Genomic DNA, 24,073 nt, shown 5'->3' with positions numbered 1-24,073 from the left:
TCACGCCGAGAGGTCACTCATCGTATAGCGCCGCAGCAAATGGCCGAAGCTCGCCAGGCAATCGGTGGCGCGCTCGATCGCACGCGCAAGCTCCAGCGCTGCGAGCGAGGCGGTGACGTCGAGGCCACCGGAGAACACCAGCGCCGTAATCTCGCGCTCCCTCGCATCCGCCTGATGCTCAGCATCCATCAGGCGCGCGACGGCCGCCAAAGCATCCTCCGAGTCCGCGCGGCGGCCCTCTTGAACCTCGGCCGCCGCGGCGAGGCCGGCCGCTGCATGCTCGGTTGCAGTCACCCCAATTCCGGCGAGCGCCTGCAGTGCGGCTCCGATCTCCGGCTTCATCTGGCCCGGCGTCAGAGATGCGATGAACGCGGCCTGCTCCAATTCGTCGATCGCCTGCTCGACCCGGTCGACCAGATCGCCGATCACCGGCCGCGCATTGAGCCGGGTGATCTCCGCACGTGCCTCGATGGCGATCCTGTCGGCCTTCTGCTCGATGCGGCCGGCCCGCTGCGCGAGTTGCTTGACCGCGACGGGACCAGATTCGCTGATCGCGAGGCATTGCTGAACCAGCGCGGCGACGTCCCGCGACAGACCGATCTGCCGCAGCACCATGGCGAGCAATCCGCTGTCGACGCGGTCCAGATGCCTGACGAGATCAGCGCCGATCCGGTCGCGCGCGAGTCGCGACGACTGTCCTTCCAGCAGCGCCTCGGTCGAGATCTGCAGGCATGCCTTGAGAAAGCTGATCGCGGCCTCCCGTCCCAGCACCTGATCGAGTCGCTCGCCGAAACCGATCCGCGTCGGCGCGGCGCTGCGCACGGCTGCACCGAGCAGCTCGTTGCCGCCGAGTTCCAGGAAGCCGCGGTGGCCGATGCGCTGGCGCGCCGCCCATTCTAGAATGCGAACCGCATCGGTCTTGGCGACCCAGCTGCGCAGCAGCTTGCGCGCCTTGTTCCAATCGATCAGGAACACCAGCGACGCCCCGATGGCGGCCAGCAGGTCGTCGCGATCGTCGGGTCCGCCATACTCGTAGGATCCCGTGACGAGGTAGAAGGTCCCCTCGTCCTCGAGTCCGGCAGCCGCATGCTTGTCGAGACCGCTCCATTTCAGCGCACGACCTTCAAACAGCGACACGAAGAATTTCGCGCGGGCCAGGTGAACGTCCGTGTAGGTGATCGTCACCGCGCTGGCCGTGACCACGATGACGATGACATGCGCGTCCGTCGTGCCGATGTCGTTCTGGATCACCAGGCGTTCGCCGGCCCGGATCGCGGTGGCATCGAGCCCGGGGTGGTTGAACTTGAGCGGTCGCGTCTCGCCGAGGCCGCGCATGAAGCTTTCGATCGGCGCGCGATCGCCCTCCTGCACGCCGAAGACATGCGCGCCGGCGATGACCTGCTCGGAATGGCTCGCGGCCAGACGGTTCAGCGCCTTGTGGAGGTCCATCACCAGCCGGTGCAGGCTGTCCGGCCCGTCATGATCGACCCCCGTCAACCGGCCGATGCGGGCGATCTCGATCTCCGGTGTCGCATCCAGATGCCCGGCGCTGCGGATCGAGGCCAGACGTCTGTCGAATTGCTGGCCGCTCGCCGTGTCGCCCGCGGCAACGGCGCTGATCATCGCGAGAATGTCGCTGTCGATGCCTTTCAGGAGCGGCGCGAGCCCGGGAGCCACGACCTTGTCGTCGCCGGCGAGATGGGCTCCGCCGATCAGCGTGACCAGGGCTGCGTGGGCAAGTCCGGCTGCGCGGCTTTCCAGCGTGAGATCGGGCACGTCGCCGCGCGGGTCTCTTGCATGTTGGACCGCGGCCTGCAACGCGCTGAGGCGGAGCTTGATGCGATCGTTGGCGGCCAACCCTTCGGCCACCAGACGTGGCAGGAGGATGTCGGCTTGTCCGAGCTCTTTGACGATTTCAGTCTTCATGGGCCCGTGTCATCATCCATGTCATCGTTACGCGACGCGTTGGTAGCAGCCGCAGATGAAGAGTGTTTGCGCTGGATCATTCACTGAATTGTCACATTCACAGCAGAGCGCACGTCATGCCATGCGCCGGGATGCACTGCTGCTGGCATGTCTTCAGTTCGGAATAAGGTGATGCGTTCTCGCGGCGGATGGAGCCCGAGCCATGCGTATCGCATACCCTCATGACATGCAGGAGGGCGCAGGGAATGCCGGGCGAAGGCCTCGCCCATGGCCCGCCTGCGAAAGAAAATGCAGGCGGCAGGTACCACAGGTTCAGCCGACACTCCGGCATTCCCTGCGCGACAGGCTTACGGCTGCTTCGCGATCTCCCCGGTGCGCCGGCTTGTTGGCCACCGTCGTCAGCGCCGCGCGTCAGTAGCGGCGCGAACTTGACCTCAGCTTCGGGAGGCCAGGACCACGCGACTTGACCGTCCGCAAATGCTCGTTCGTCCGCACGCCCGACAAGGACATGCTGCGAGCTCTCGCGGCCATCGCATCCCCGCCTCGCGTGTCGTGACGATCGCGCGCAACGCCCCTTCCGAATGAGGCGGGATGAGCGGACAAAACCACACCTTACGGAAAAACGCAAGTCTATTTTTTATTTTCCGAACCCCATGACGGTGCGCCTCGGATTTGCGAGTTTCACGCCCGGAAGCGGCCGCCGCATCTTGCGAGCATCGGCCCTCAAAAGGCCGCGGTGGTGCGGACGCCGAATACGATCGCATCGCGGATGCGCCGTGTCTGGGTCGGATCGCTGGGGTCGACCGCGCCGCCGCCGGGATGCATGACATACTCGACGATCGGCTGGACTGCGACGTTGGGAGTGACCTGGAACGAGTAGCTCGCCTCGATGACGGCTTCGAAATCGCGGACCGGCGTCGCTATTCCGGTGGACAGCTGGAGATCCTGATCGTAGCGGCGGACATCGCGGGAGATCCGCGCGTAGGTCGCGGCGATGCCGAACTTGTCGTCCGGCCGTGCCACGCTGAAGCCGGTGAACTGGATGCCGCCATCGATGTAGAAGCTGATGAGGTTGCGGTCGGAGGGGCTGACCGACGTCCTGATGAACAGGCCGGCGCCCTTCGCGGGATCCACGGAGCTCCGCATCAGCAGTTGCTCGACCACGCCGAACACACCCTGATTGCGGCGCATCCGCGCCGGCTCTCCGGAGCTGAGCGGATCGGCCAGCGAGCGGCCGGCGGAGTCGAGATATTGGTTGTCGAACGAGCCGAAATGATACCAGGCGCCGGCCGCGATGGTGCCGGGCAAGGCCGTCGCGCCGAGCTCGAAATTGTACCTGAGCTGGCCGATCACCCAGGGCGGGTCCTGCACCCGGAACAGGATGCCGTGTGGATTCTTGAGCTGAGGATCGCCGGGGCCTGGCGGCGCCGCATCGCCGTTGAACACCGCGAGATAGCCGACGAGCTTCTCCGTCAGCTGTGCCTTGAGCCGGACGCCGGGCACCGCGAGCGGCGGCGATGGCCCGCCGCTCGGCAGGATGATGCCGGTGATCCCCGGCCATCCCAGCGCCGAATTGGCGAACAGGTCGTCATATCTGCTGTCGATGAACTCGATGTCGGACGGCTGCTGGCCGACGCGGACCTGAAGCCTGCCGCCGAGCAGCGCCTGCTCGACCCAGAATTCGTAGAGCCGGCTGGCCGGCAGCGCCTCGACGCCGCTCACCAGCATCAGATTGCCGACATAGCTGCGCGACAGGCCGTCGCCGTGGATCTGGAAGGCGTTGGCGTGGAAGGTCGCGCCGCCCCAGCCGACCAGCTTCTCCAGGTCAATGGTCGTGCCGATATCGAGCCGCCCGGTATAGATCGCGCCGTTGCGGACGCCGCCGATCGGGTTGGCGAAGGTCTCGCCGATATAGGTCAGGTTGAACTGGATGCCCCAAGCAGCGAGCTGCTGCCGGAGATCTTGTTGCCCCGCTACGGAAGCTCGATCGTCGGCCCGGGCCCCAGGCCACAGCGTGCAGGCTGCCAGCAATGCAAATGCGAACGACGAGACCTGCACTCTGACCGACGCTCGAAAAGTCACGCGACGCTCGCTCTATCTGATCAGGCCGATGCGCTTCATCAAGACATGCGAGCCGAGAGCGGCGAGCGCCATCAGCAGAACGGCCGAGATGAAGCCAGTCTCGGAGTCCGTGAACGGCAATCCCTTGGTGTTCATGCCGAAGATGCCGGTCACCAGCGTCGGTGGCAACAGCAGCGCCGTCAGCACCGACAAGATCCGGAGGCTGTTGTTGGTCTGCTCCTCCATCTGCAGATGAAGCTCCTCCTGCAGCAGCCGGCTGCGGTCGCGCAGCTCGACGACCATATGATCGAGCGCGTCGAGCCGCTCGGCGAGATTGCGGGCGCGCAGCTGCAGCGCGGGCTTCGTGTCGGACGGCGCATTGCGGTCGAAGCGATGCAGCACGATGCGCAGCTCGGACAGATGCCGGTGCACTCTAACGCAGGTCCGGCGCAGGCGGCCGAGCGCGGGAAGCTGGTTGTCGCCCTCGTTCGACAGCAGCTTCTCCTCGATCTCGTCGAGCTGCTGCTCGAATCCGTCGACGATGTGTTCCATCGCCTCGGCGACATTTTCCACGATCCGCTCGAACAGTACGGCTGCGCTCGGCACACGCTGACCGGCTTCGAGCGACCGCCGCGTTACGTCCACCGCATGCAGGGCGTGATGACGTCCGCTGACCAAGAGACGCTCGGTCATGACGAAGCGCAGCCGCCCCGCCTCCTCCGTCGAACCGCCGATGTCGCGCGCGAGATCGGCGATCACGCCATGCACGCAGTCCTCGGTGCCATGCAACTGCTGAAAGCTGTCCTTCGACAGCAGCAAGGCGCGCGCGGCCGGCGGCAGCTCGGAATTGCTGAGCCAATGCACGGCGCGCGCATCGGCCAGATTGAAGTGCAGCCAATACCAGCCGTCGTGATCGAGATGAAACGGCTGGTCGTTGGCGAGCGGCTGGGGCGTGCCGTCCGCGGTGAAGCGGAAGGCCCACACCAGCCCCTCGAGGGGCGGCGCCGTCACGGCTGCAAGCGTCGCCCTGTCCGCGCGCATCTTCAGAAGATCCGGCTGAAGATCACGTAGAGCGAGCCCGACAGCAGGATCGCCGCCGGCAAGGTCAGCACCCAGGCCATCAGCAGGTTGCGGACGGTCGCCATCTGCAGGCCGGAGCCGTTGGCCGCCATGGTACCGGCGACGCCCGATGACAGCACGTGGGTGGTCGACACCGGCAGGCCGAACACGTCCGCCGCGCCGATCGTCGCGGCGGCGACGAGCTCGGCCGAGGCACCTTGTGCGTAAGTCAGATGCGACTTGCCGATCTTCTCGCCGACCGTGACCACGATGCGCTTCCAGCCGATCATGGTGCCCAGGCCCAGCGCGATCGCCACCGCGATCTTCACCCAGGTCGGGATGAACTTGGTCGCGCCGTCGAGCGAGGCCTTGTAGGCGTTCAGGGTCGCGATCTCGTCCTTGTTGAGGTCATTCTCCTTGTCCTTCATCAGGAAGCGGATCGCCTCAGAGGCCAGGTACATGTCGTTGCGGGTGTTGCCGACCGCTTCCGCCGGCACCTTGTTCAGCGAGCCGTAGGTCCGCACCTGGTCGCCGACATCCTTCACCAGCACGGCGAGCGAGGGATAGGTGCCCTCGTTGATCTTGCGCTGAGAGACGTAGAGCGTGACGGCAGGGCGCGGATCACCGATCACGTTGTAGCCGGCGGCCTTGGCGGCGATCACCTTGGAGGCCGCCTGCGACGTCTCCTGGAATTTGGCGATCTGCGACTCCGGCAGCGTGCGGTTCAGCGCGTAGGCGGTCGGCACCGTACCGATCAGGATCAGCATGATCAGGCCCATGCCCTTCTGGCCGTCGTTCGACCCATGTGCGAAGGACACACCGGTGCAGGTCAGGATCAAGAGGCCACGAATCCACCACGGCGGAGCCTTGACGCCTTCCGGCGCGGCGTAGAGAGCCGGGTTGCGGACCAGGAATTTGAGAATGTAGAGCAGCGCGGCGGCACAGAGGAAGCCGACGAGCGGCGACAGCAGCAGCGCGTAGCCGATCTCGGTCGCCTTGCTCCAGTCCACGCCGGAGGTGCCGTCGCGGCCGCGCAGCAGCGCGTTGGCAACGCCGACGCCGATGATCGAGCCGATCAGCGTGTGCGACGACGACGCCGGCAGGCCGAAATACCAGGTGCCGAGATTCCAGACGATGGCGGCGATCAAGAGCGCAAATACCATGGCGAAGCCGGCGCTGGAGCCGACCTGCAGGATCAGCTCGACCGGCAGCAGCGAGACGATGCCGAAGGCGACCGCGCCGCTCGAGAGCAGCACGCCGAGGAAATTGAAGAAACCGGACCACATCACGGCGAATTCGGCCGGCAGCGAATGGGTGTAGATCACGGTCGCGACCGCATTGGCGGTGTCGTGGAAGCCGTTGACGAACTCGAATCCGAGCGCGATCAGGAGGGCCACGAACAGCAGCATGTAAGGCAGGTAGGTGGTCACCTTCATGCCGGTAGCGTCGACGTCGACATAGATGCTGTAGGCGACGAACATCAGTCCGGCGGCAAGAATGCCGAGGAAGAGGATCATCGTCAGCGGGTTGAAGCCCTTGTCGAGATTTGGCAGTCCGGCCGGCTGAATTGGCCGCTCGTCGCCGACGGCTTGGTTGACTGTGATTTCGGCCATGTGGCTCCCCGTTACCCCATACTTGGGAAGCCCGATTGTGGAGCGCGGATTTAAAGCGCAGATGACACACGGTCGCACCGCGATCGGAACGCTTGACGGACGACGCAGTCAATCAGCCGTCACGCTTGGATCGTATAGCCAGAGCTAGCCGTATCACGCCGCCGCTCCGTCCATCAAAAGACGCAGCAGACGTGCCGACAGACGCCGTCGAGTGATGCGACTTTCGGCAACGGAGCGCGAAATGACACCGACCATACGCAACAAGACCTGGGCGGAGCTCAAGGTCGGCGACACCGCGTCCATCGAGCGCAAATGCGCGATTCAGGACCTGGTCCTGTTTGCCCATGTTTCGGGCAATACCAACCCGCTGGTGCTGCCGGACGGGAGCACCAATCATGGCACGAAAGATGTCGTGGCACCCTCGATGTGGGTCGGATCGCTGATCTCGGCGGTGCTCGGCAACGTCATGCCCGGCACTGGTACTTTGTATCGCTCGCAATCACTCGAATTCAGGAAGCGCGTGCATGTCGGCGACCGCCTGCGCATCACTGTGACCTGCTGTGAGAAGCGCGAGCAGCCCATCGCGGTGTTTCGCGCCGACATCACCGACCAGGCCGGCGACCTCGTCTGCGCGGGGCTTGCCGAGGTCGACGCACCGATGATCGCGATCGAGAGGCCCGTGCGCGAGCTGCCGGCGCTGATCGTCGACCATGCCGATCATTTCGCCAAGCTGATCGACCTCGCCGCGCAATTGCCGCCGCTCAAGACCGTCATCGTCTGCCCGGAAGATCACAACTCGCTGGCTGGCGCCCTGCTCTCGTCCGAACGCGGCCTGATCCATCCGGTGCTGATCGGCGATCCCGATCGCATCTCCGCGGCGGCGCGCGCGATCGAGGCCGACATCAGCGGCTGGGTGCTGGTGCCCGAGACCGATCATCGTGCCGCCGCCGCCCGCGCCGTCGCGATGGTGCTGGCGAGCGAAGCCGGCGCAGTGATGAAGGGCGCGATCCATTCGGACGAGTTGCTCGCAGCGGTCGTGAAGAAGGATGGCGGACTGCGGACCACGAGCCGGATCAGTCATGTGTTCGCGCTCGACGTACCCACCCTCGACGAGATCCTGTTCATCTCCGACGCCGCGATCAACATCGCGCCGGATCTGCTGGCCAAGGTCGACATCATCCAGAATGCGATCGATGTCGCACGCGCCTGCGGGCTCGACCGTCCCCGGGTCGGCGTGCTTTCAGCAGTAGAGACCATCAATCCGAACATCCCCTCGACCCTGGACGCCGCGGTGCTGTCGAAGATGGCCGAACGCGGCCAGATCAAGGGCGGCATCGTCGATGGCCCGCTGGCCATGGACAATGCGATCGACATGGAAGCCGCGAAGACCAAGGGCATCGCCTCGCTGGTCGCCGGGCACGCCAATGTGCTGATCGTGCCGAACCTCGAGGCCGGCAACATGCTGGCCAAGGAGCTCACCTTCATCGCGCGCGCCGAAGCCGCGGGTCTGGTGGTCGGCGCACGCGTGCCGGTCATGCTGACCAGCCGCGCCGACAATGACCGCGCCCGGCTCGCCTCCTGCGCGCTGGCGCAGCTCTACCATCACTGGCGCCGCGAGGGCCGCGCCTTCACCGGCGCTGCGCAGGCGATGGCGGCGGAGTAGCCGATGACCGATGTCATTCTCACCGTCAACGCCGGCTCGTCCTCGATCAAGTTCGCAGCCTATGAGATCGGCGCCGGCGCGCTGCGCGCGGTCGCCAGAGGCCATATCGACGATATCGGTGACGACACGACGTTCGAGGCCGGCCCGGCCGGCGGGCCCGCCGAGATGCAGCCGATCGATGCGCCCAGGGGCACGGTCGATCACGGCGCTGCACTCCTTCTGGCGATCGACTGGCTGCGGCAACACGAACAGGGTTGTCACGTCGTCGCGATCGGCCACCGCGTCGTGCATGGCGGGCCCGACCATGCCGAGCCGGTCGTGATCGACGCCGACACGCTGCAACGCCTGCGGCAATTCGTGCCGCTGGCGCCGCTGCACCAGCCGCACAATCTCGCTGGCGTCGCAGCGGCGCTGCAGGCTTTTCCCGACGCGGCGCAGGTCGCCTGCTTCGACACGGCCTTCCACCGCCAGCACCCGTTCATCGCCGATACCTTCGGACTGCCGCGATGGCTCTACGACGAGGGTGTGCGCCGCTACGGCTTTCACGGCCTGTCCTACGAATATGTCTCGCGGCGGCTGCGCAGCGTTGCGCCTGACCTCGCGTCGGGACGCGTCATCATCGCCCATCTCGGCAACGGCGCCTCGGTCTGCGCGCTGCGCGATGGCCGCTCGATCGCCTCGACCATGGGATTCACCGCGCTCGACGGCCTGCCGATGGGCACACGCTGCGGCCAGCTCGATCCCGGCGTCGTGCTCTATCTGCTCACCGAGAAGGGCATGAGCGCCGACGAGATCACCCACATGCTCTATCACAATTCCGGGCTGCGGGGCCTGTCGGGTCTCTCCAACGACATGCGCGAGCTGGAGGCGTCCGACGCGCCAGAGGCGCGCGAGGCGATCGACTACTTCGTTGCGCGGGTCCGTCGCGAGATCGCCGGGCTCGCCGCCACCATCGGCGGCGTCGACGCCATCGTGTTCGCCGGCGGCATCGGCGAGCATGCCTGGCACGTGCGCGAGCAGATCCTCGGCGACATGGCCTGGCTTGGCATCGCGCTGGACCGCGAGGCCAATGCGGGCAACGCGCAAACCGTGAGCCAGCCCGGCTCCCGAGTGGCCGTGCTCGTCATTCCGACCGATGAAGACCGCATGATCGCCGAGCACACCGCCGAGATCCTGGGCCTGATGCAAGCCCCCGCGGACTCGATGACGCTCACGCGCCTGACCGCCTGACCAGAGGAAACATCGATGTCGTCGCCCTACAGCCCCGCCACCGCGCTTGCCCGCTCCTTCGGCGCGGCCGGCATCACGACGACGCAGACGCGGCGCGTCTCGCAGAGCTTCAGCCGGCACCTGGAGAAGTTCGCCCGCGAGCATGGCAAGCGGGTGCAGGATTTGATCAGCGAGGGCGCGGGTCTCGCGCAATCGTTCAGCGGCGCGGCACAGGGCAAGCTGCTCGACCATGTCAGGGACTATTGGATCGACGCCGGCCAGCGGATGGCCCTGACGCTAGACGTGCTGCGCGAGCGCGCCGACAACGATGCCCAGCACGAGGCCGCCGGCACGCCGCCGGTCCTGATCTACGACCACGAGGTCGCGCTCGACGGCCGCAGCCTGCCCCGGCCGGTCAACTACATGCTGCTCAAGATCCTGCCGCCCGCGGGCGTCGTCACCTATGAGTGGAAGCGGCCCTATGTGATCATCGACCCGCGCGCCGGACACGGCGCGGGGATCGGCGGCTTCAAGCAGGACAGCCAGGTCGGCGTCGCCCTACATGACGGGCATCCGGTCTATTTCGTCGTGTTTCGGCCGCATCCCGAGCCGGGCCAGACACTCGCCGACGTGATGCGCGCGGAAGCCGAGTTCATCGCGGAGGTGCATCGCCGCCATCCGGAGGCGCCGAAGCCGATTATCGTCGGCAACTGCCAGGGCGGCTGGGCGACGCTGGTCCTGGCCGCGGCCAATCCCGACATCACCGGGCCTCTCGTCGTCAACGGCGCGCCGGTCGCGTACTGGTCGGGCCGGCTCGGTGAGAACCCGATGCGCTACAATGGTGGCCTGCTCGGCGGTATCCTGCCGGCACTCGTGCTGTCCGATCTCGGTGCCGGCGAGTTCGACGGCGTGCACCTCGTATCCAACTTCGAGATGCTCAATCCCGGCCGCAACTATTTCGGTAAGTATTTCGACCTCTATTCCAATCCCGAGAATAACCGCGCGAGCTTCCTCGAATTCGAGCGCTGGTGGGGCGGCTTCCATTTCATGAACGAGCAGGAGATCCGCTGGATCGTCGAGCAGCTGTTCATCGGCAACCGGCTGTCGCGCGGCGAGGCTCGCATCGAGCGCGGCCGCCAGCTCGACCTCAAGGCGATCCGCTCGCCGATCATCGTGTTCGCGAGCTGGGGCGACAACATCACCCCGCCGCAGCAGGCGCTGAACTGGATCGTCGACACCTATGCCGACGAGCACGAGATCCGCATCCGCGGCCAGCGGATCATCTACATGGTGCACGACAAGGTCGGCCATCTCGGCATCTTCGTGTCGTCGTCGATCGCGAGGAAGGAGCACGCCGAGGTCGCCTCGACGATGAAGACAATCGAGGCGCTGGCGCCCGGGCTCTACGAGATGACGATCGACGAGCAGTTCGGCGAGGGCATCGATGCGCGCTTCCACGTCTCGTTCCACGAGCGCAGGATATCCGACATTCTGGCGATCGATGACAACGACCGCAGCGAGGAACGCGGCTTTGCCGCCGTCGCGCGCTTGTCCGAGCTCGGCGCCGAGCTGTACGACCTGACCGCCCGCCCGCTGGTGCAGTCGGTGGTGACGGATGAGATGGCCAGACTGATCAGCGACACGCATCCTGCGCGCCTGCAGCGCCGCGCCCTCGGCCACGACAACGCTGTGACACAAGCCATTCGCGAGGCGGCGGATGAGGCGCGCGCGGCGCGGACGCCGGCCGCACCATCGAACCCGTTTCTCGCGCTCGAGCAGTTCTGGGCCAAGAGCGTGATCCAGGCCTTCGACGCGGCCCGTGACATCCGCGACAGCCTCTACGAGGCGACGTTCCTGTCGATCTACAGCTCGCCGCTGATGGATGCGATCGCCTCGACCCACGCCTTCCAGCGCGTCCACCGCGAGCCGAAGGAGCTGCGCTTCCTGCCCGAGGTGCAGGCGATCCTGCCGGGCATCGATCGCGGCGGCTTCGAGGAGGCGGTGATCCGGATGCTGATCCTGCTCGCGGAATCGCGCGGCTCGGTGCGCCGCGACCGGCTCGAGCGCTCCGCCAAGGTGCTGACTAGGGACGAGCCGTTCGCCTCCCTCGGCGCCGAGCGCCGCGCCGCGCTGATCCGCGAGCAGTCGATCATCGTCGAGTTCGAGCCGGAGCAGGCCATCAAGACGCTGAGCGAGCTGCTGCCTGATGTCGACGACCGCAACCGCGCCATCGACGTGGTCGAGTTCATCGCGGGCAGCGTCGAGGACATGGAGCCGAACACGATCCGCACCCTGCAGCGGCTGCGCGAGGCGTTCGGCCTGCCTCCGCTGGCGCTCGCCGCGGTGTCGGACGATCCGCTGAGGGAGAACGGCGCGATCCGCGACGTCGCCTGACAGGAGAGCATCATGCCCGACACCACCCGCTCGCCCGATCCGCTGCCGACCGTGTGGAATCCCGACGACCGGATCGGCGACATGCTCAAAGGGCGGCGCGGCCTCGTGGTCGGCGTCGCCAACGAGAGCTCGATCGCCTTCGGCTGCGCCGCCAAGCTGCGAGCGTTCGGCGCCGAGGTGGCGCTGACCTATGCCGACGCGCGCACCCGCGACTTCATTACCCCGCTCGCGGAGCAGATCGGCGCCAGCCTGCTGCTGCCGCTGAACGTCGAGCAGCCGGACGAGCTCGAAGCGGTGTTCGCGCGCATCAAGCAGGATTGGGGCCGGCTCGACTTCGTCGTGCATTCGATCGCCTTCGCGCCGAAGGACGACCTGCACGGACGCGTCATCGACTGCTCCGCCGACGGCTTCGCCCGCGCAATGCGGATCTCCGTCTATTCGTTCCTGGAGCTCGCCCGCGCCGCCGAGCCGCTGATGACCAGCGGCGGCGCGCTGCTGACGATGAGCTACTACGGTGCTGACAAGGTCGTAAGCAACTACAACGTCATGGGGCTTGCCAAGGCCTCGCTGCAGGCCGCCGTGCGCTATATCGCGGCCGAGCTCGGCGACAAGAACATCCGCGTCTACGCCGTCTCACCCGGCCCATTGCGCACCCGCGCCGCCAGCGGCATTGCCCATTTCGATGAGCTGATCGAAGCCGCCGTGTCCCGCAGCCCCGGCCATCGTCTGGTTGACATCGCCGAGATAGGCCGCGTCGTCGCCTTCCTGGTCGGCGACGGCGCGTCCGGCATGACCGGCGACACTATTTACGTGGACGCCGGCCTGCATAATGTGGCCTGACGCCGGACTGCCCCGAACATCTGCCGCCGCCGGCGGACCGGCTGGGCCGCGAGAGATCTGCCCTCCGAATGGCGGAACAGATCCGCTGCCTCGAGCAGTGTGCGGCATAGCAAGCTCAGTATGCTAGATGCGAGGAGATCGAACTTTAGCTAGCTACATCAGGATTGCCAGCCTGAACGTCGAGCTGCGTCTCAGCCGCACCTGTTTCGCACCGGAAACGAAGCGGTCAAACGGTCACGAACGCGGTTAAGATCGAACAAAAACAATCAACAAATCTGAACGATATACCACCGCTCATAACGGTCTGCTTGCAGGTTCAGAAGCGAGCAAATACAAGCGGCGCCCAAGGTCGGCAGTTCACAGTGTAACGTCGTGGAGCTTTTGTGCCGGATGCGCCTGTGGCTAGCCCAAGTCGAGCGATCGATGATATTAGCGGAATAGCGAGTAGCCTCACCCTGCTGGCTGATTGCTTTCAGAAGACGTAGCTGTCAGTAGCGACCCATCGATTGAATAGGAGCAAACAGCGCCCTCCCCGCAACCCACGCTTTGTTCGACGCACCAGCCTTTAAACAAGAAGCTTGTTGATAACTGCAAGACGGAACAACCTGTCCCTGTGCTTGTCCCTCGAATTCAAACCCCTGCGAAATAATTCATATAATCAATCGGTTAGGAGCTCAGTTCGAATCTCTCCGAGCGCGCCAGGCCCCTCGTGCGGCCGCTGCGGCGGCATCCGACAGGAGCCGGCCGAGCGCGCTCAGGCGCTCGCGACGTCGTGGGTCAGCCGGCTGACCTGGATCAACGGCTGCGTCGCATCGCCGACGCCGCCGAAGACCTTCAGCTCGATCTCGACACGGGCGTGGCCGGACGTCGTCGGGTTGGTCGCCCCCCGCCAAGCGTCGATCATCTGCGCGAACGGGGCCACGAAGGCCGGCTTCACACCTGGATCGACCACCGACGGGGTCGGCGTCAGCAGGTTGATCGGCAGCCGCACGCGAGGAATTGCCGGCTGGCCGGCCACGATCTCGTAGCTGTACATCCCCTGCATCGCGACCTCGTCGCTGGTGCTGCCATTGCCGTCGGCATAGAGCCCCGCGAAGAATGTCGTCAGACGCGCATCCAGGTTGCCGGACGCGCCCGACATCGCGTCGAGCGAGAACGCGTTGTAGTTCAGCTGTGGAACGACCGTGGAGGCAAAGCGCACCTCCGGCGTCTGGAACAGGAACGCCGGGTTGGTGCTGGTGGTCTTGAGATCAGCCAGCGGGAACAGCGCGAGATTGCGCTGCACGAACACCGACGCCCAGCCGCTCTGGTACAGCAGCACATCGAGCGGGGATACCGAAACGGTTCGGGCGGGCAGCCCACGCGCCTCCTCTTCGCCGAGATAGACCGTCTTACCGTCGACCTGACGCGCATAGACATAAGCGATCTGCACCCCCGCCGGCAGCTCCGCTGGCGGCAGGGCCTGGGGCGTATAGAGCTCGGGCGCGATCGCGATTACGGGAGCCGGAAGCGTGGTGATCCCGTTCGAGATCGTGGCGGCTGCCGCATCCCAGCTCGCCGTCAGGCCATCGATGGTGATGTTCACGAGATTGGTGCGCGCATGTCCGTCCTTGGTGCCGTCGAGCGTCGAAAGGAACTTCACGATCACATGCGCCGGCGCAGCCGCAAGCTTCGCAGATCCGACCGTCTCCCGCGCGTAGGCATCAGCGATCTGCTTGGTCTCCAATGCAAACGCGGCGGTCGCCTTGCGCGCGGCGGCGAGCGTGGCCGGATCAGGCTCTGCGCCATCGATGTTGACGAGAGACTGATTGAGATCGCGAAGGATGGCCGGATAGTTGGTGACGAACTGCGCGAGCGCGGTGAACAGGTCCGGCTCGCCGTCCAGCCGCGCGGCGCCACGCAGCGTCATCGGATTCGGACGGTTGAACTCGACGGTGCAGGACACCGCATCCGCTGCCGCCTGCTGATAGAGATAGTCGAACGCATAGCTCCAGGCGCTCAGCTTCGACGGATCCGTCGCGCCCTCGCCGGTGAGCTGCTGTGCCCGCTGCGCGGAGACGGTCGGCGGCGTCGGCAGATCGCGATTGACCACGGGGATGTTGGCGACCTCGTCGCCGGCCAGCGGGTAGCTGAATGGTCCGTTGACAAAGGCGAGCCATCGCGAATCGACATAGCCCTCGATGCCGGCGACGGTGCGCCGTTCGAATTCGAGATGGCTGAGCGACAGCGTCAATTTGAGCGGCACATAGGCTTGGTCGACGACGTTCTTGGTCGCGAACACGAAGGCCAGCCGCGGATCGTACCAGCTCTTGCTGGTGGGATCGTAGACCTCTCCGAGCGGGATGCGCGTTGGTGTCAGCGTGAAATTCTGATTGTCCGCGGCGCCCTTGATGCTACCGCCCGGCTGACCGTAAAGGTTTGGCGGCCCGGCCGGATTGTTGTCGCCGCCGCCCGTCACCTCGGTCAGCCCGAATACGACGGCCGCGCCGGCGCGATAGGCTGCGCCGAGCTGATTGAGCAGTTGCTGGCGCAGCTTCTCGCTGGCGGCGAATCCGGTCGAAGGATCGCCCGCGCTGGTCGACAGCACCGGCAAGATCTTCAGGCTGATCGTATCGGCCAGCAATTCCTTGGTCGACAGCACGCTGCCGAGCGAGCCGTTCTTGAGTGGATCGGTCACACCGTCGATCCGGTCGAGGATGAAGGCGTGCGGCGCGTAATCAGCCGAGAGGAACTGATCGATCGCATCCAACGCGCTCTGGAACCACTGGTTCAGATCGACGCCGTCGAGATGCAGCGTATCGGAATCGCCGCTGTCATAGCGCGTGATCGTCGCATCGCCGCTTGCAAGCGCCTTGGCGATCGGCTTCGGCGCGAAGTAGCTCGGCGATGTCCCCAGCTTGAAGTGAATGCCCTGGCCGGCCGCCCGGCCGAAACGGACGGCCCAGAGCTGCTGAGCTCCGTCCGCCGCATCCTCGCCGTCGCGGGACAGGCCCTGCCCGACCTTGAGATACCAGTCGGCCGTGGCGAACATCGCCTCGAACGCCTTGCTGAACACCGTGTAGGCGACGTTGCCATCGCCATCGGCGCGCGGCAGGATCGCTGAAGCCACGCCGGTGCCGCCCAGCAGTGCTGCCACCGCCGGATCGACCAGCAGCGGATTGCGGCTGAGCGTGAGCGCCACATCGAGCTCGAGGATGTTGCCGGCGGCGATCGCATTCACGTCGATCGGAAGCGACAGCAACGCTGCCGGGGCCGCTGGCGTCTGTCCCTGCGCCACCCGCTTGAGGTAGAGCACGCAGGCACGCACATAGCCGCGGATGATGTCCGCCTGCACGTCGCTGAGATCCACATCGGGCTTGGCCATCAGCGAATTCGACAGCCGCATCGCAACCGCATTTCCGGACACGCCCGGCACGTGCACCGCGACATTGGTCGAATAGTCCTGATGCAGTTGATAGTAGATCCGAGTGTAAAGCGAGAGATCGTCGGCGGCCCGCGCGGCACCGTCAGGGCCGGTATAGGCGGCACCGTTGAGAGACAGAGAGAGCTTGAACGCGGCCCCGCCACTGGCCTCGTAGCTATAGCTGGCGTTGGTGTTGGTCCAGGCCCCCAGCCCGATCAGTTCGTCGCGATACAGCATCGGCACCGCCGCGCCATTGAGCGCGCCGCGATAGCCTTGCGGCGGCGCCTCGAATGGCGTCACGGTGGTGTTGCCGAAGATGTCGCGCCATTGCAGCGCGACCTGCGCCATGGTGCCGACACCAAGATAGGGATTGCCCGCCTTCGGCGGCAGATCCGGATCGGGTGGATTGGGCGCGGCGTTGACCAGCGCGAACTGCGCAGCGATGCCAATGGATTGGCGATAATCGAGATCGGCAATGGCGACCTGCGCCAGGCGGCTGCCGCGAGTCTTCGCAGAGCGAGCGTGGCTCTCGAAGGCGCTGGACCCATCGTCGTCATGGTCCTGGGGACCGAACGGCATGCCCAGCGGACTCGCCTTGTAGAAGACGCTGCCTGCGAGCCCCGCGGCCAGCGAGGTGTAGAGCTGGTACATCGTCTTCCTGGCGAAGTCGGGCGCTGCGGGATCGTCGGGCGGCAGACCGAGGTTCTCGCGCGTCAGGGAGAACCCGATGTTCTGCGGCGGCAACTGATCGCGCAGGGAGAATAGCTGCGGATCGAGATCGAGCACGGTATTGACCGGGAACAGTCCCGGCGCAGCGCTGGCACCCCGGGCGATCAGGTCGACATCCAACCCGTAATAGGCGGCCATGGCGGCGAAGCTCATCCCGGGCGCGGCTGAGGAACTGACCTGGTAGGTCAGCGGCGGAATGTAGAACACGGCCGCGAGCGCAACCGCGACCTGAGGATTGAACGCCGCAATGTCCTGGCCGGTGATGGAATGGACGGCTCCGGCAGAGAACAGCTTGGCGAGCTTGTCGAGCGTGGCCGGCGCATCGATGACGCCGCCGGCGCCACGGACGAGATCCGCGTCGGTCAGCTGGCGCACCGCGCCCACGATCGGCACCAGCGCGTCCGCGGCGAGCGGCCTGGTCGCGTTGACCTCGGCGATCCTTCCGGGCCCGGGGCCGTAGATCGCCGCGAGCGCGTCGAGCGATGCTCCTGCCGCGACCGGGGCCGTTGGGCCGGTCGAGGCCAGCGACACCGTCTGCACCAGGTCGCTTTGCGGATCGACGGCGTCGGTCGTCACGAAGGCGTTGACGAAGTCGGGAAGCGTCGTGCCGAACGAGTTGCTGCCCTGCGCCGCGAACGTCACGACCACCGTCACAATGCCCGAGCCGGACGAGTCGAAAACGGCGGCCGGCAGGCCCTCGCCGCTTTCGACGTTCTCGTAGTAGAGATAGTAGCCGCCGCTGCGGACCGTGCTGAGCTCCCACATCAGGCGAATGAACTGCGCCGGGGAATTGGCGATCCCGCGCGGCGGAGCGTCTTCGGCCGCCAGCATCAGCCGGAGAGCGGCGGCCGGATTGGTCTCGGTCGACAGGTTGGTCTGGGTGATGAAGGCCAGGAAGTTGGCATCCGCCGGCGTCACCAGCATCGGTGCGCCAGGTCCGGACTGATTGTAGAGCAGGAATACGGCAGAGGCGATGCCTTCGCCCAGCGCGTCCATGGCGGTCAGGATGCGCTGCAGCCGCACCGCATCCTCCGAACTGGGTCCCACCAGCTCATAGACGAACGGCAGCGTTGGGGACGACGCCGGACCGCTCGGCAGATCGCCGGCACCGACGCCCCGGGCAGCGATCGCCGCCGCGTCCGGCAGACGCTTGATCTGAACGTCCAGTCGCGTGCACCAGGCCCACCGTGCGATGCCAGCGTAGTCGGTGCGTCCCGTTGCAGGATTGCTGCGGCCGATCTGTGGCTGGAACTTGGGCAGCAGCGCGTAGGTCGAGCGGAGATCTGACATGACGGCGCGGATCGACTGCTCGCGCATGGCGACCAGATTGGTCTGCGCCGGGGGCAGGCTCCACAACGTCGGCTGTACCTGCGCGCCGGCATCACCGGCCGCGGCCACCCCGCCGCGATTGGTCAGCGCCAACAGACTCGCGACGGATCCGCTCGACCAGCGCGCATAGCCGCTGGCGGTAAACGGCCGCGGCTGGCGCTCGGCGAGCGGCAACGCCGCGAAGGTCGGGCTCGGCGCGAAATTGCCGGGAGCTTTAGCCCAGCTGACCACGACGTTCAGGGCGGCATAGGCCTCGCTCAGATCGACCTCCATGCTGAGGTCGGTGCTGTCGTTCAGCAAGATGAAGTCGAGCGGGACACCGTGGCTCTGCTTCTCGCGCGCGAAGTCGATCTTGTAGCTCGTGGCAGCGTTGGGAGTCGGAAACTGCTGGCCGGTGAGCTGATAGACGCCGTATCCCGATTGTGTCCGCGGATAGAGGAACGCACTGGACAGCGTCAGTCCATCCAGGATCGGCAGTCGTAGCCCGTAGACGAGGAACCGCGAGACCATGCCGGCGGTCTGCCCGACCTGGCCGGTGGCAGCGATCGCCGACCACAGCGCCGCAACCGACTGCGCCTCCAGATTGGCGATCGTGAGCAGGCCGCGCTCCGCCTCCACAGAGAACAGGCCGGGCACGTCGCGATTGGCATCCGCGACCGCCACAGAGGTGGTCTGGAACAGGCTCGCCACCTTGGCCAACGTATCGGACGACGGACCGGATGTTCCCTCCGTCTTGTAGGCGATCGGCCAGATCGCGAGCGGTAAGGTCGGCTGCAGCAGGCCCACGGCGCCGTAGAGCACGCTCTGTGCAGCGAGCGCGTCGATGGAGATAGCGCCGAGCTGCAGCGCGATGTCGTCGAAGCTGTCACCCTGCCGAGTCACGTAAACCTGCTGCTGGCCCTGGCTGTTGGTCAGCGTCAGGCTAACGCCTCCCTGCAACATATGGCGGGACCGGTTGGCGACGATCAGGCGGTCTGGCGTCGACGTCCAGCGCGGCGGCTTCACCGCATCGGAATAGCGGTCCGCGATGCTCTGCAGGGTGTCTCCGGTTTGCACCACGTATTCGAGGCCTTCGATATGCAGCGACAGTCCGGCCCCCAGGGCATGATCGACATTGGGTTGCACGACATCAGCAATCGTCAAGGCATTGCCGGGAATCCTGTTGAGTTCGTCGAGGATCCCACCGATGGCGCTGCTCGGCGCCAGCGGATAGGCGTAGCTCTTCAGCGCGTCGGCCGCCGCCTGGAGCAATTGGCGGGCGATCAGCGTGAAGGTGTCAACGAACACCAGAGCAGCCATCGACTCCGTCGAGTTCGCATCGTTCTCCGCGGCGAGCCGGCGCATCTCCTTGTTCTGAGCCTGGATGTCCGCGGCCACTTGCGCGAACATGTTGCTGACCGCAGTCGCATAGCCGGGCGTCGCCGTGGCGTACGTCTCGAACGCGATCGGCGAGGTCTGGCCACCGGACAAGGCGGGGACTTGCAGCTTCAATCCGTCGAACACCGGAAACAGCACGGAGCCGGCGTCGAGCTTGGCCTTCAGCCCCGAGGACTGAGCCGTCGCCGGGTTCAAGATGTCGAGCCTGAACCCGTCGGCGAGGAACTGCAGCAGCCCGGTGATCGACAGGAATGGATCGGCAGTGTCGGCGAGGCGAGCGACATAGGCCTCCAGCTGGGTGAGCGTCACCGACGTCGCCAGCGTCTCGGCGAGTTCAGCCTCATGGCCGCTCTCGTTGCCCAGCGCATCGATGATCCACGGGAAGTAGACCTCGGCGAGCACGTCGAACGATGTCTTGGTGGCGGACGGAACGCTCGCAGCGGCATCCGGCGCGTCCATCGCAAGCAGGAGCACGAAAGCGCCCTGGTTCGACGCCGCATCCGTTGCGCCCTCCGGAGCAAGCACGGTGTACTGCGCCCCCGCCATCACCGACAGCTTGGGCTTGTCTCCCGCACTGGCCGCAAGGCCCATGCGATGCGCGACAGCCGGCGCGAGCCGCTTTGGACGCGGCTTCAAGCTGCGCGCCAGCCGCATGACCGCGTCCGGTCCGCGCGCGTGAGCCCGCTGCATCAGCAGCGCGTCGGCCCGTCCCCCCTGAACCTCCCACGGCGCCGTGCTGGTCTGTCCGATCACGAAGGTCGCAGACACCTGCGCGGAGAACGACAGGCTGATCGAGATCGAGAACAGGCCGAGATTGATCTTGACCTTGAGGCTGATCGTCACGCTGGCGCTGGCGACCACGGGAATCTCGCGATAGCTCTCATAGGTGAGCTGGATCGACAGCACGATCTTGACGTTGACGGAGGCCGATATGATCGCGAAATCGACGCTGCCATACAGCAGCCCGATGATGCCGACCGTTCCCGACAGCTTGAAATAATAGTCGCTCTGCAGCGCGCCGCTGCTCGCGCGAGATGCCAGTGTGCGCGCAGGGTCATAAGGATGCCACGGCGCCACGACTCCTTCGACGATGCCGAACACCGTCAGCGCAAAGCCCGCCTTCAGCGGACCCTTTTCGAAATTGTAGCCCAAGCCGAGCTGCAGCCCAATGCCGAACTCGATGACCGGATCGAAGGTGCCGAGATTGGTCTTCGGGATCTTGGTCGACGTCGCGTTGGAGAGCTTGCCGATGTAGAAGCCGCCCGCGCCCAGCACCGGAACGCCGTAGACGATCACCGAAATCGAGAACGAGCGGCGGAAATCGAGATTGTACGGGAATCCGATATCGATGAAGAAATCGCCGTTGGTGTAGACCTTGATCCCGAGCTGCGGCAGCGTGATCGAGACGGCGCCAAAATTGAGGTTGCGAATGATGTCCGGGAAGGTGAAATCGATCTGGTAGACGCCGATGTCGTCGGTGATCTTCTTATAGAGGATGTCGACGACGAGATTGGCGAGCCCGCCCATCTTCTCGCCGGCGAGCGCCAGCCGCAGGCCGTAGAGGTTGGGGTCGTTGAACACCAGCATGGCATCGATCGACCAGGTGCCGGCGACCTTCATCAGGCCGAGATGCCCGGCGATGAGCCAGTTGTTCGACTGGTAGTAATAGGGCAGCCCCGGCGCGCCGCCCTGGTCCGCGTTGGGATCCACCGGATTCATCTTGCCCGTCGTGCTCGGGACGGACTGCAGCGCGCAGATCACCTCCTTGGTGCTGTTGAAGCTGGAATGACCGGTGATGCCGATACGCTGTCCCAGCACCAGCAGGAACAGCTTGAACCATTCCTCGCCGCGGCCGGGCACCGATGGCAGGTTCTGCACGTCCTGCCCCTTGGCCGGATCCAGCAGATTCTTGAACGCCGGATCGTCGGCAACGAGCGGGCTCGAACCTTCGATGGCGAGCGTCACCTTGCCGTCGGTGCCGCGACGGAAGGTCAGCGCAGTGATGCTGATGAAACCGAGATTGATCGGGCTCGACAACTCGTAGCTGGCCGACAGGCGCTGCGAGAATCTCTCTCCGTTCTTGAGCGATACGTTGACGCGCAGCGCATCGAGCGAGATCTGGTTGAGCAGGTCCCACGGCGAGTCCAGCGTGAAATACGGGTTGCCGAGCGTGCGCACCAGCGCCTGCACCAGCGAGCCGATGCTCCAGCCCTTGAGGCTGAACGTGACCAGCTCCTTGCCGCTCTCCCACGTCGCACGAAATCCTTCCCAGTCGACGAACAGAATGTTGTTCGAGCCCAGTTCGGTGGTCTTGAACTCGTAGCCCATCGTGAGCTTGAGGTTGATCGCCGTGTAGACCCAGGTCCCTTGCGCGAAACCGGAGAACTGCTGCTGCGCCGGCTTGCTGCCGTCATAGCTGACGCCGAGCCGCGCCGGATCGATGCCGACGGTCTGGTCGCCGAAGGTGAACGTCCAGCTGAACCCGACGGTGATGTCGTAGCTCGTCTTCAACTCGCCCTGCTCGGCCGGAATGGTCGCGGTGATCCCGAATTCGGCGATGACGAGATTGCCGGGCAGGAAGCTCGGGAAACCGTAGGCGCTGCCGGGCGAGAAGAACTGGTCGATCAGCTCCGAGACCTTCAGCGGTTCCTCCAGCGAGGCGGCGAGATCCCATCGCTTGGGCGATTCGAACCCGTCATAGGTCACGCTGACCTTGGTGTGCAGCGGCCCGACGTCGAGGAAGCCGGCGACGCTCGACTTCCACTGCGTCTGCGAGGCGGTCTGCAAGGCGACCGCCCGCGAGGTCTGCAGCATCGGAAGGGGCGCGGCCCGCAGCAACGTCGTTGCGTTGCCGCCCCCCTCCGTCTGCGTCGGAGTCTGCGCCGCGATCGAGACCGTGCCGTCGCGCACGGCAAGGATCGGCTGATCGTTGATCTTCAGCAGGTTGAGCGTCAGGCTGAAACCCGCATCGAACTGGAAGCTCTGCGCGCCGTAATCGACCGCGACCGCGATGTCGCCAAGCTCGAAATCGCCGCCATTCTCGACGTCGAGCATGACGGCCCCGCCGGACAGCGCCGTCAGGAAGTCGCTCAGCTTGGCGGTCCCGGCAAACGACGCATAGAACTGCTTGGCGGACGTGAACTGGACGGTGAACACGCCGTCGCCCTCGCCGTCCGGCCCCTTGAAGACGCTCGGCGCCAGCACGAACTCGGTCGTGAAATCGTAGGTCTGCTGCCGCTTGGCGCCGTCGAACGGATAGGCCATCGACCATTGCAGCGAGAAGCTCGTGATCTTGAAGTCGAGCACGCCGGTCGGCGGCAGGATCTGCCAGCTGGTATCCTTGGAGCTCCCGATCTCGATCGAGACCGCCGTGATCGTCGGCGAGCGGCCGAGGGTGCCGGCGATTGAGAAGCCGTTGAGACCGACGAAAGCGAGAAACTGCTGCAGCACGTCGGGCGTCGCGGCGAGATAGCCGCCATTGCCGCCCATCACCTCGATCACCGTCGCCGGCGTCAGCGGCGCGCCGCCTTCGACGACGGCGAGCGCCACCGAGTAGTTGGCGTCCGCGCCGGGCGTGATCTCGACGTCGAGCTGGTAGGAGCCGGTGCTGCCGACGTCGAACTGCGAGGAGATCGCGAGCGTCGGCGCCTGATCGCCGGCATCCGGATCGGCGGGATCGGCCAGCACCAGCACGCCATCGACCTCGTCCGCACCATCGGGCGCGGGAATGGTCAGAGCCAGGCTTGGGTCTTTGACGGTGAACTGCGACGCGAGCTTGAACGTGCCGTCCTGAATCGCTGCCCGCAGCTGTCCCGGCGGGAACAGCACGGTCTCGCCGTTGAAGATGCCCATGTTGAGAGCGCCGCTCAGCTGCAGATCACCCGCGGGCGCGGTGAGGCCCGGAAACAGCAGCAGGAAGGGCTTGGCAACATCCGGCAGAGCGACCTTGGCAACGAAATTCTGCACGGCGCCGCCGCTCACGGCGCGACCTGCGGAGTCGCCATATGGGTAGGTGCCGGTCGCCGTCGAGAAGACAAAGCTGACGTTCTTCAGCGTGCCGAACTGATTGAACGGGAAGCCGCCCATGAAGGCGAAGCTGCTCGTCCAGGTCCAGTTCGACGGCGTCGCCTCGGCCTGCACGATCAGTTGGTCGCCGTCCACGGAGAACACGAGCGTGGCCTTCGCGGCGAGCGGCGCGGAGGTACCGACGAACGGGATCGTCGCCGATTGCACCGTGAACGCCGTCCCATCGACCGGGCCGACGTCGGACTTTGCCACCGTCACCTTGAAGTCGGCTGCGGCCTTGAGGAAGAAGGCCTGGCTCAGCCACGTGTCATAGTCAGCGGGAAGCTTCACGGCGGGATCGGCGAGGCCCGCCGTCAGGAACGCGGCATTGAGCGCGAAGGCCGTGTCACCGGCAGCGGCTTCGACTGCGGCGCGGAGATTGTCGATAGCGCTCATGCCGGCGCT

At 65.7% G+C, this 24,073-nt stretch carries 9 protein-coding genes; 4 read left to right on the top strand and 5 right to left on the bottom strand.

Annotated features, from left to right (window positions below; genetic code table 11):
* The 4 genes from QX108_RS01100 to QX108_RS01085 all read right to left on the bottom strand — a co-directional run bounded on the left by QX108_RS01100 (nt 1) and on the right by QX108_RS01085 (nt 6,659).
* Nucleotides 1-1,926 carry a hypothetical protein gene (locus QX108_RS01100; RefSeq protein ID WP_315784769.1) on the bottom strand — a complete coding sequence of 642 codons (1,926 nt, stop codon included), beginning with the start codon at nt 1,924-1,926 and terminating at the stop codon, nt 1-3.
* 723 nt (nt 1,927-2,649) lie between these two features.
* Nucleotides 2,650-4,008 (bottom strand): carbohydrate porin, encoded by a 1,359-nt coding sequence (locus tag QX108_RS01095; RefSeq protein ID WP_315784772.1) that lies wholly within the window; start codon nt 4,006-4,008, stop codon nt 2,650-2,652.
* 12 nt (nt 4,009-4,020) lie between these two features.
* Entirely contained in the window at nt 4,021-5,028 is a 1,008-nt protein-coding gene (locus QX108_RS01090; RefSeq protein ID WP_315784775.1) for a transporter, read from the bottom strand.
* Between the two features lie 2 nt (nt 5,029-5,030).
* Nucleotides 5,031-6,659: an inorganic phosphate transporter gene (locus tag QX108_RS01085; RefSeq protein ID WP_315784778.1), complete on the bottom strand. Its 1,629-nt coding sequence runs from the start codon at nt 6,657-6,659 to the stop codon at nt 5,031-5,033.
* Between the two features lie 241 nt (nt 6,660-6,900).
* On the opposite strand from QX108_RS01085, the gene QX108_RS01080 reads away from it, so the two are divergent.
* The 4 genes from QX108_RS01080 to fabI are packed head-to-tail and all read left to right on the top strand — an operon-like array spanning nt 6,901 to nt 12,765.
* Nucleotides 6,901-8,322: a bifunctional enoyl-CoA hydratase/phosphate acetyltransferase gene (locus QX108_RS01080; RefSeq protein ID WP_315784781.1), complete on the top strand. Its 1,422-nt coding sequence runs from the start codon at nt 6,901-6,903 to the stop codon at nt 8,320-8,322.
* A 3-nt stretch (nt 8,323-8,325) separates the two neighbouring features.
* The gene (locus tag QX108_RS01075; protein ID WP_315784783.1) at nt 8,326-9,552 is read left to right on the top strand and encodes an acetate/propionate family kinase; all 1,227 of its coding nucleotides are present in this window, start codon (nt 8,326-8,328) and stop codon (nt 9,550-9,552) included.
* A 15-nt stretch (nt 9,553-9,567) separates the two neighbouring features.
* The gene (locus QX108_RS01070) at nt 9,568-11,925 is read left to right on the top strand and encodes a DUF3141 domain-containing protein (protein WP_315784786.1); all 2,358 of its coding nucleotides are present in this window, start codon (nt 9,568-9,570) and stop codon (nt 11,923-11,925) included.
* Nucleotides 11,926-11,937: 12 nt separating this feature from the next.
* The gene (fabI, locus tag QX108_RS01065; RefSeq protein WP_315784789.1) at nt 11,938-12,765 is read left to right on the top strand and encodes an enoyl-ACP reductase FabI; all 828 of its coding nucleotides are present in this window, start codon (nt 11,938-11,940) and stop codon (nt 12,763-12,765) included.
* A gap of 754 nt (nt 12,766-13,519) precedes the next feature.
* On the opposite strand, the gene QX108_RS01060 is transcribed toward fabI, so the two are convergent.
* Nucleotides 13,520-24,064 (bottom strand): LysM peptidoglycan-binding domain-containing protein, encoded by a 10,545-nt coding sequence (locus tag QX108_RS01060; RefSeq protein WP_315784792.1) that lies wholly within the window; start codon nt 24,062-24,064, stop codon nt 13,520-13,522.
* Nucleotides 24,065-24,073 lie beyond the last annotated feature (9 nt).

The organism is Bradyrhizobium sp. SZCCHNR1002 (assembly GCF_032381435.1).
GTDB classification, from domain to species: domain Bacteria; phylum Pseudomonadota; class Alphaproteobacteria; order Rhizobiales; family Xanthobacteraceae; genus Bradyrhizobium; species Bradyrhizobium aeschynomenes.
This window is presented reverse-complemented; position numbering and strand designations above follow the sequence as displayed.

Excerpts from the sequence above, each read along its gene's own strand:
- QX108_RS01100 (WP_315784769.1), bottom strand. The coding sequence starts at position 1,926 with ATGAAGACTGAAATCGTCAAAGAGCTCGGACAAGCCGACATCCTCCTG.
- QX108_RS01090 (WP_315784775.1), bottom strand. The coding sequence starts at position 5,028 with ATGCGCGCGGACAGGGCGACGCTTGCAGCCGTGACGGCGCCGCCCCTC.
- QX108_RS01085 (WP_315784778.1), bottom strand. The coding sequence starts at position 6,659 with ATGGCCGAAATCACAGTCAACCAAGCCGTCGGCGACGAGCGGCCAATT.
- QX108_RS01080 (WP_315784781.1), top strand. The coding sequence starts at position 6,901 with ATGACACCGACCATACGCAACAAGACCTGGGCGGAGCTCAAGGTCGGC.
- QX108_RS01075 (WP_315784783.1), top strand. The coding sequence starts at position 8,326 with ATGACCGATGTCATTCTCACCGTCAACGCCGGCTCGTCCTCGATCAAG.
- QX108_RS01070 (WP_315784786.1), top strand. The coding sequence starts at position 9,568 with ATGTCGTCGCCCTACAGCCCCGCCACCGCGCTTGCCCGCTCCTTCGGC.
- fabI (WP_315784789.1), top strand. The coding sequence starts at position 11,938 with ATGCCCGACACCACCCGCTCGCCCGATCCGCTGCCGACCGTGTGGAAT.
- QX108_RS01060 (WP_315784792.1), bottom strand. The coding sequence starts at position 24,064 with ATGAGCGCTATCGACAATCTCCGCGCCGCAGTCGAAGCCGCTGCCGGT.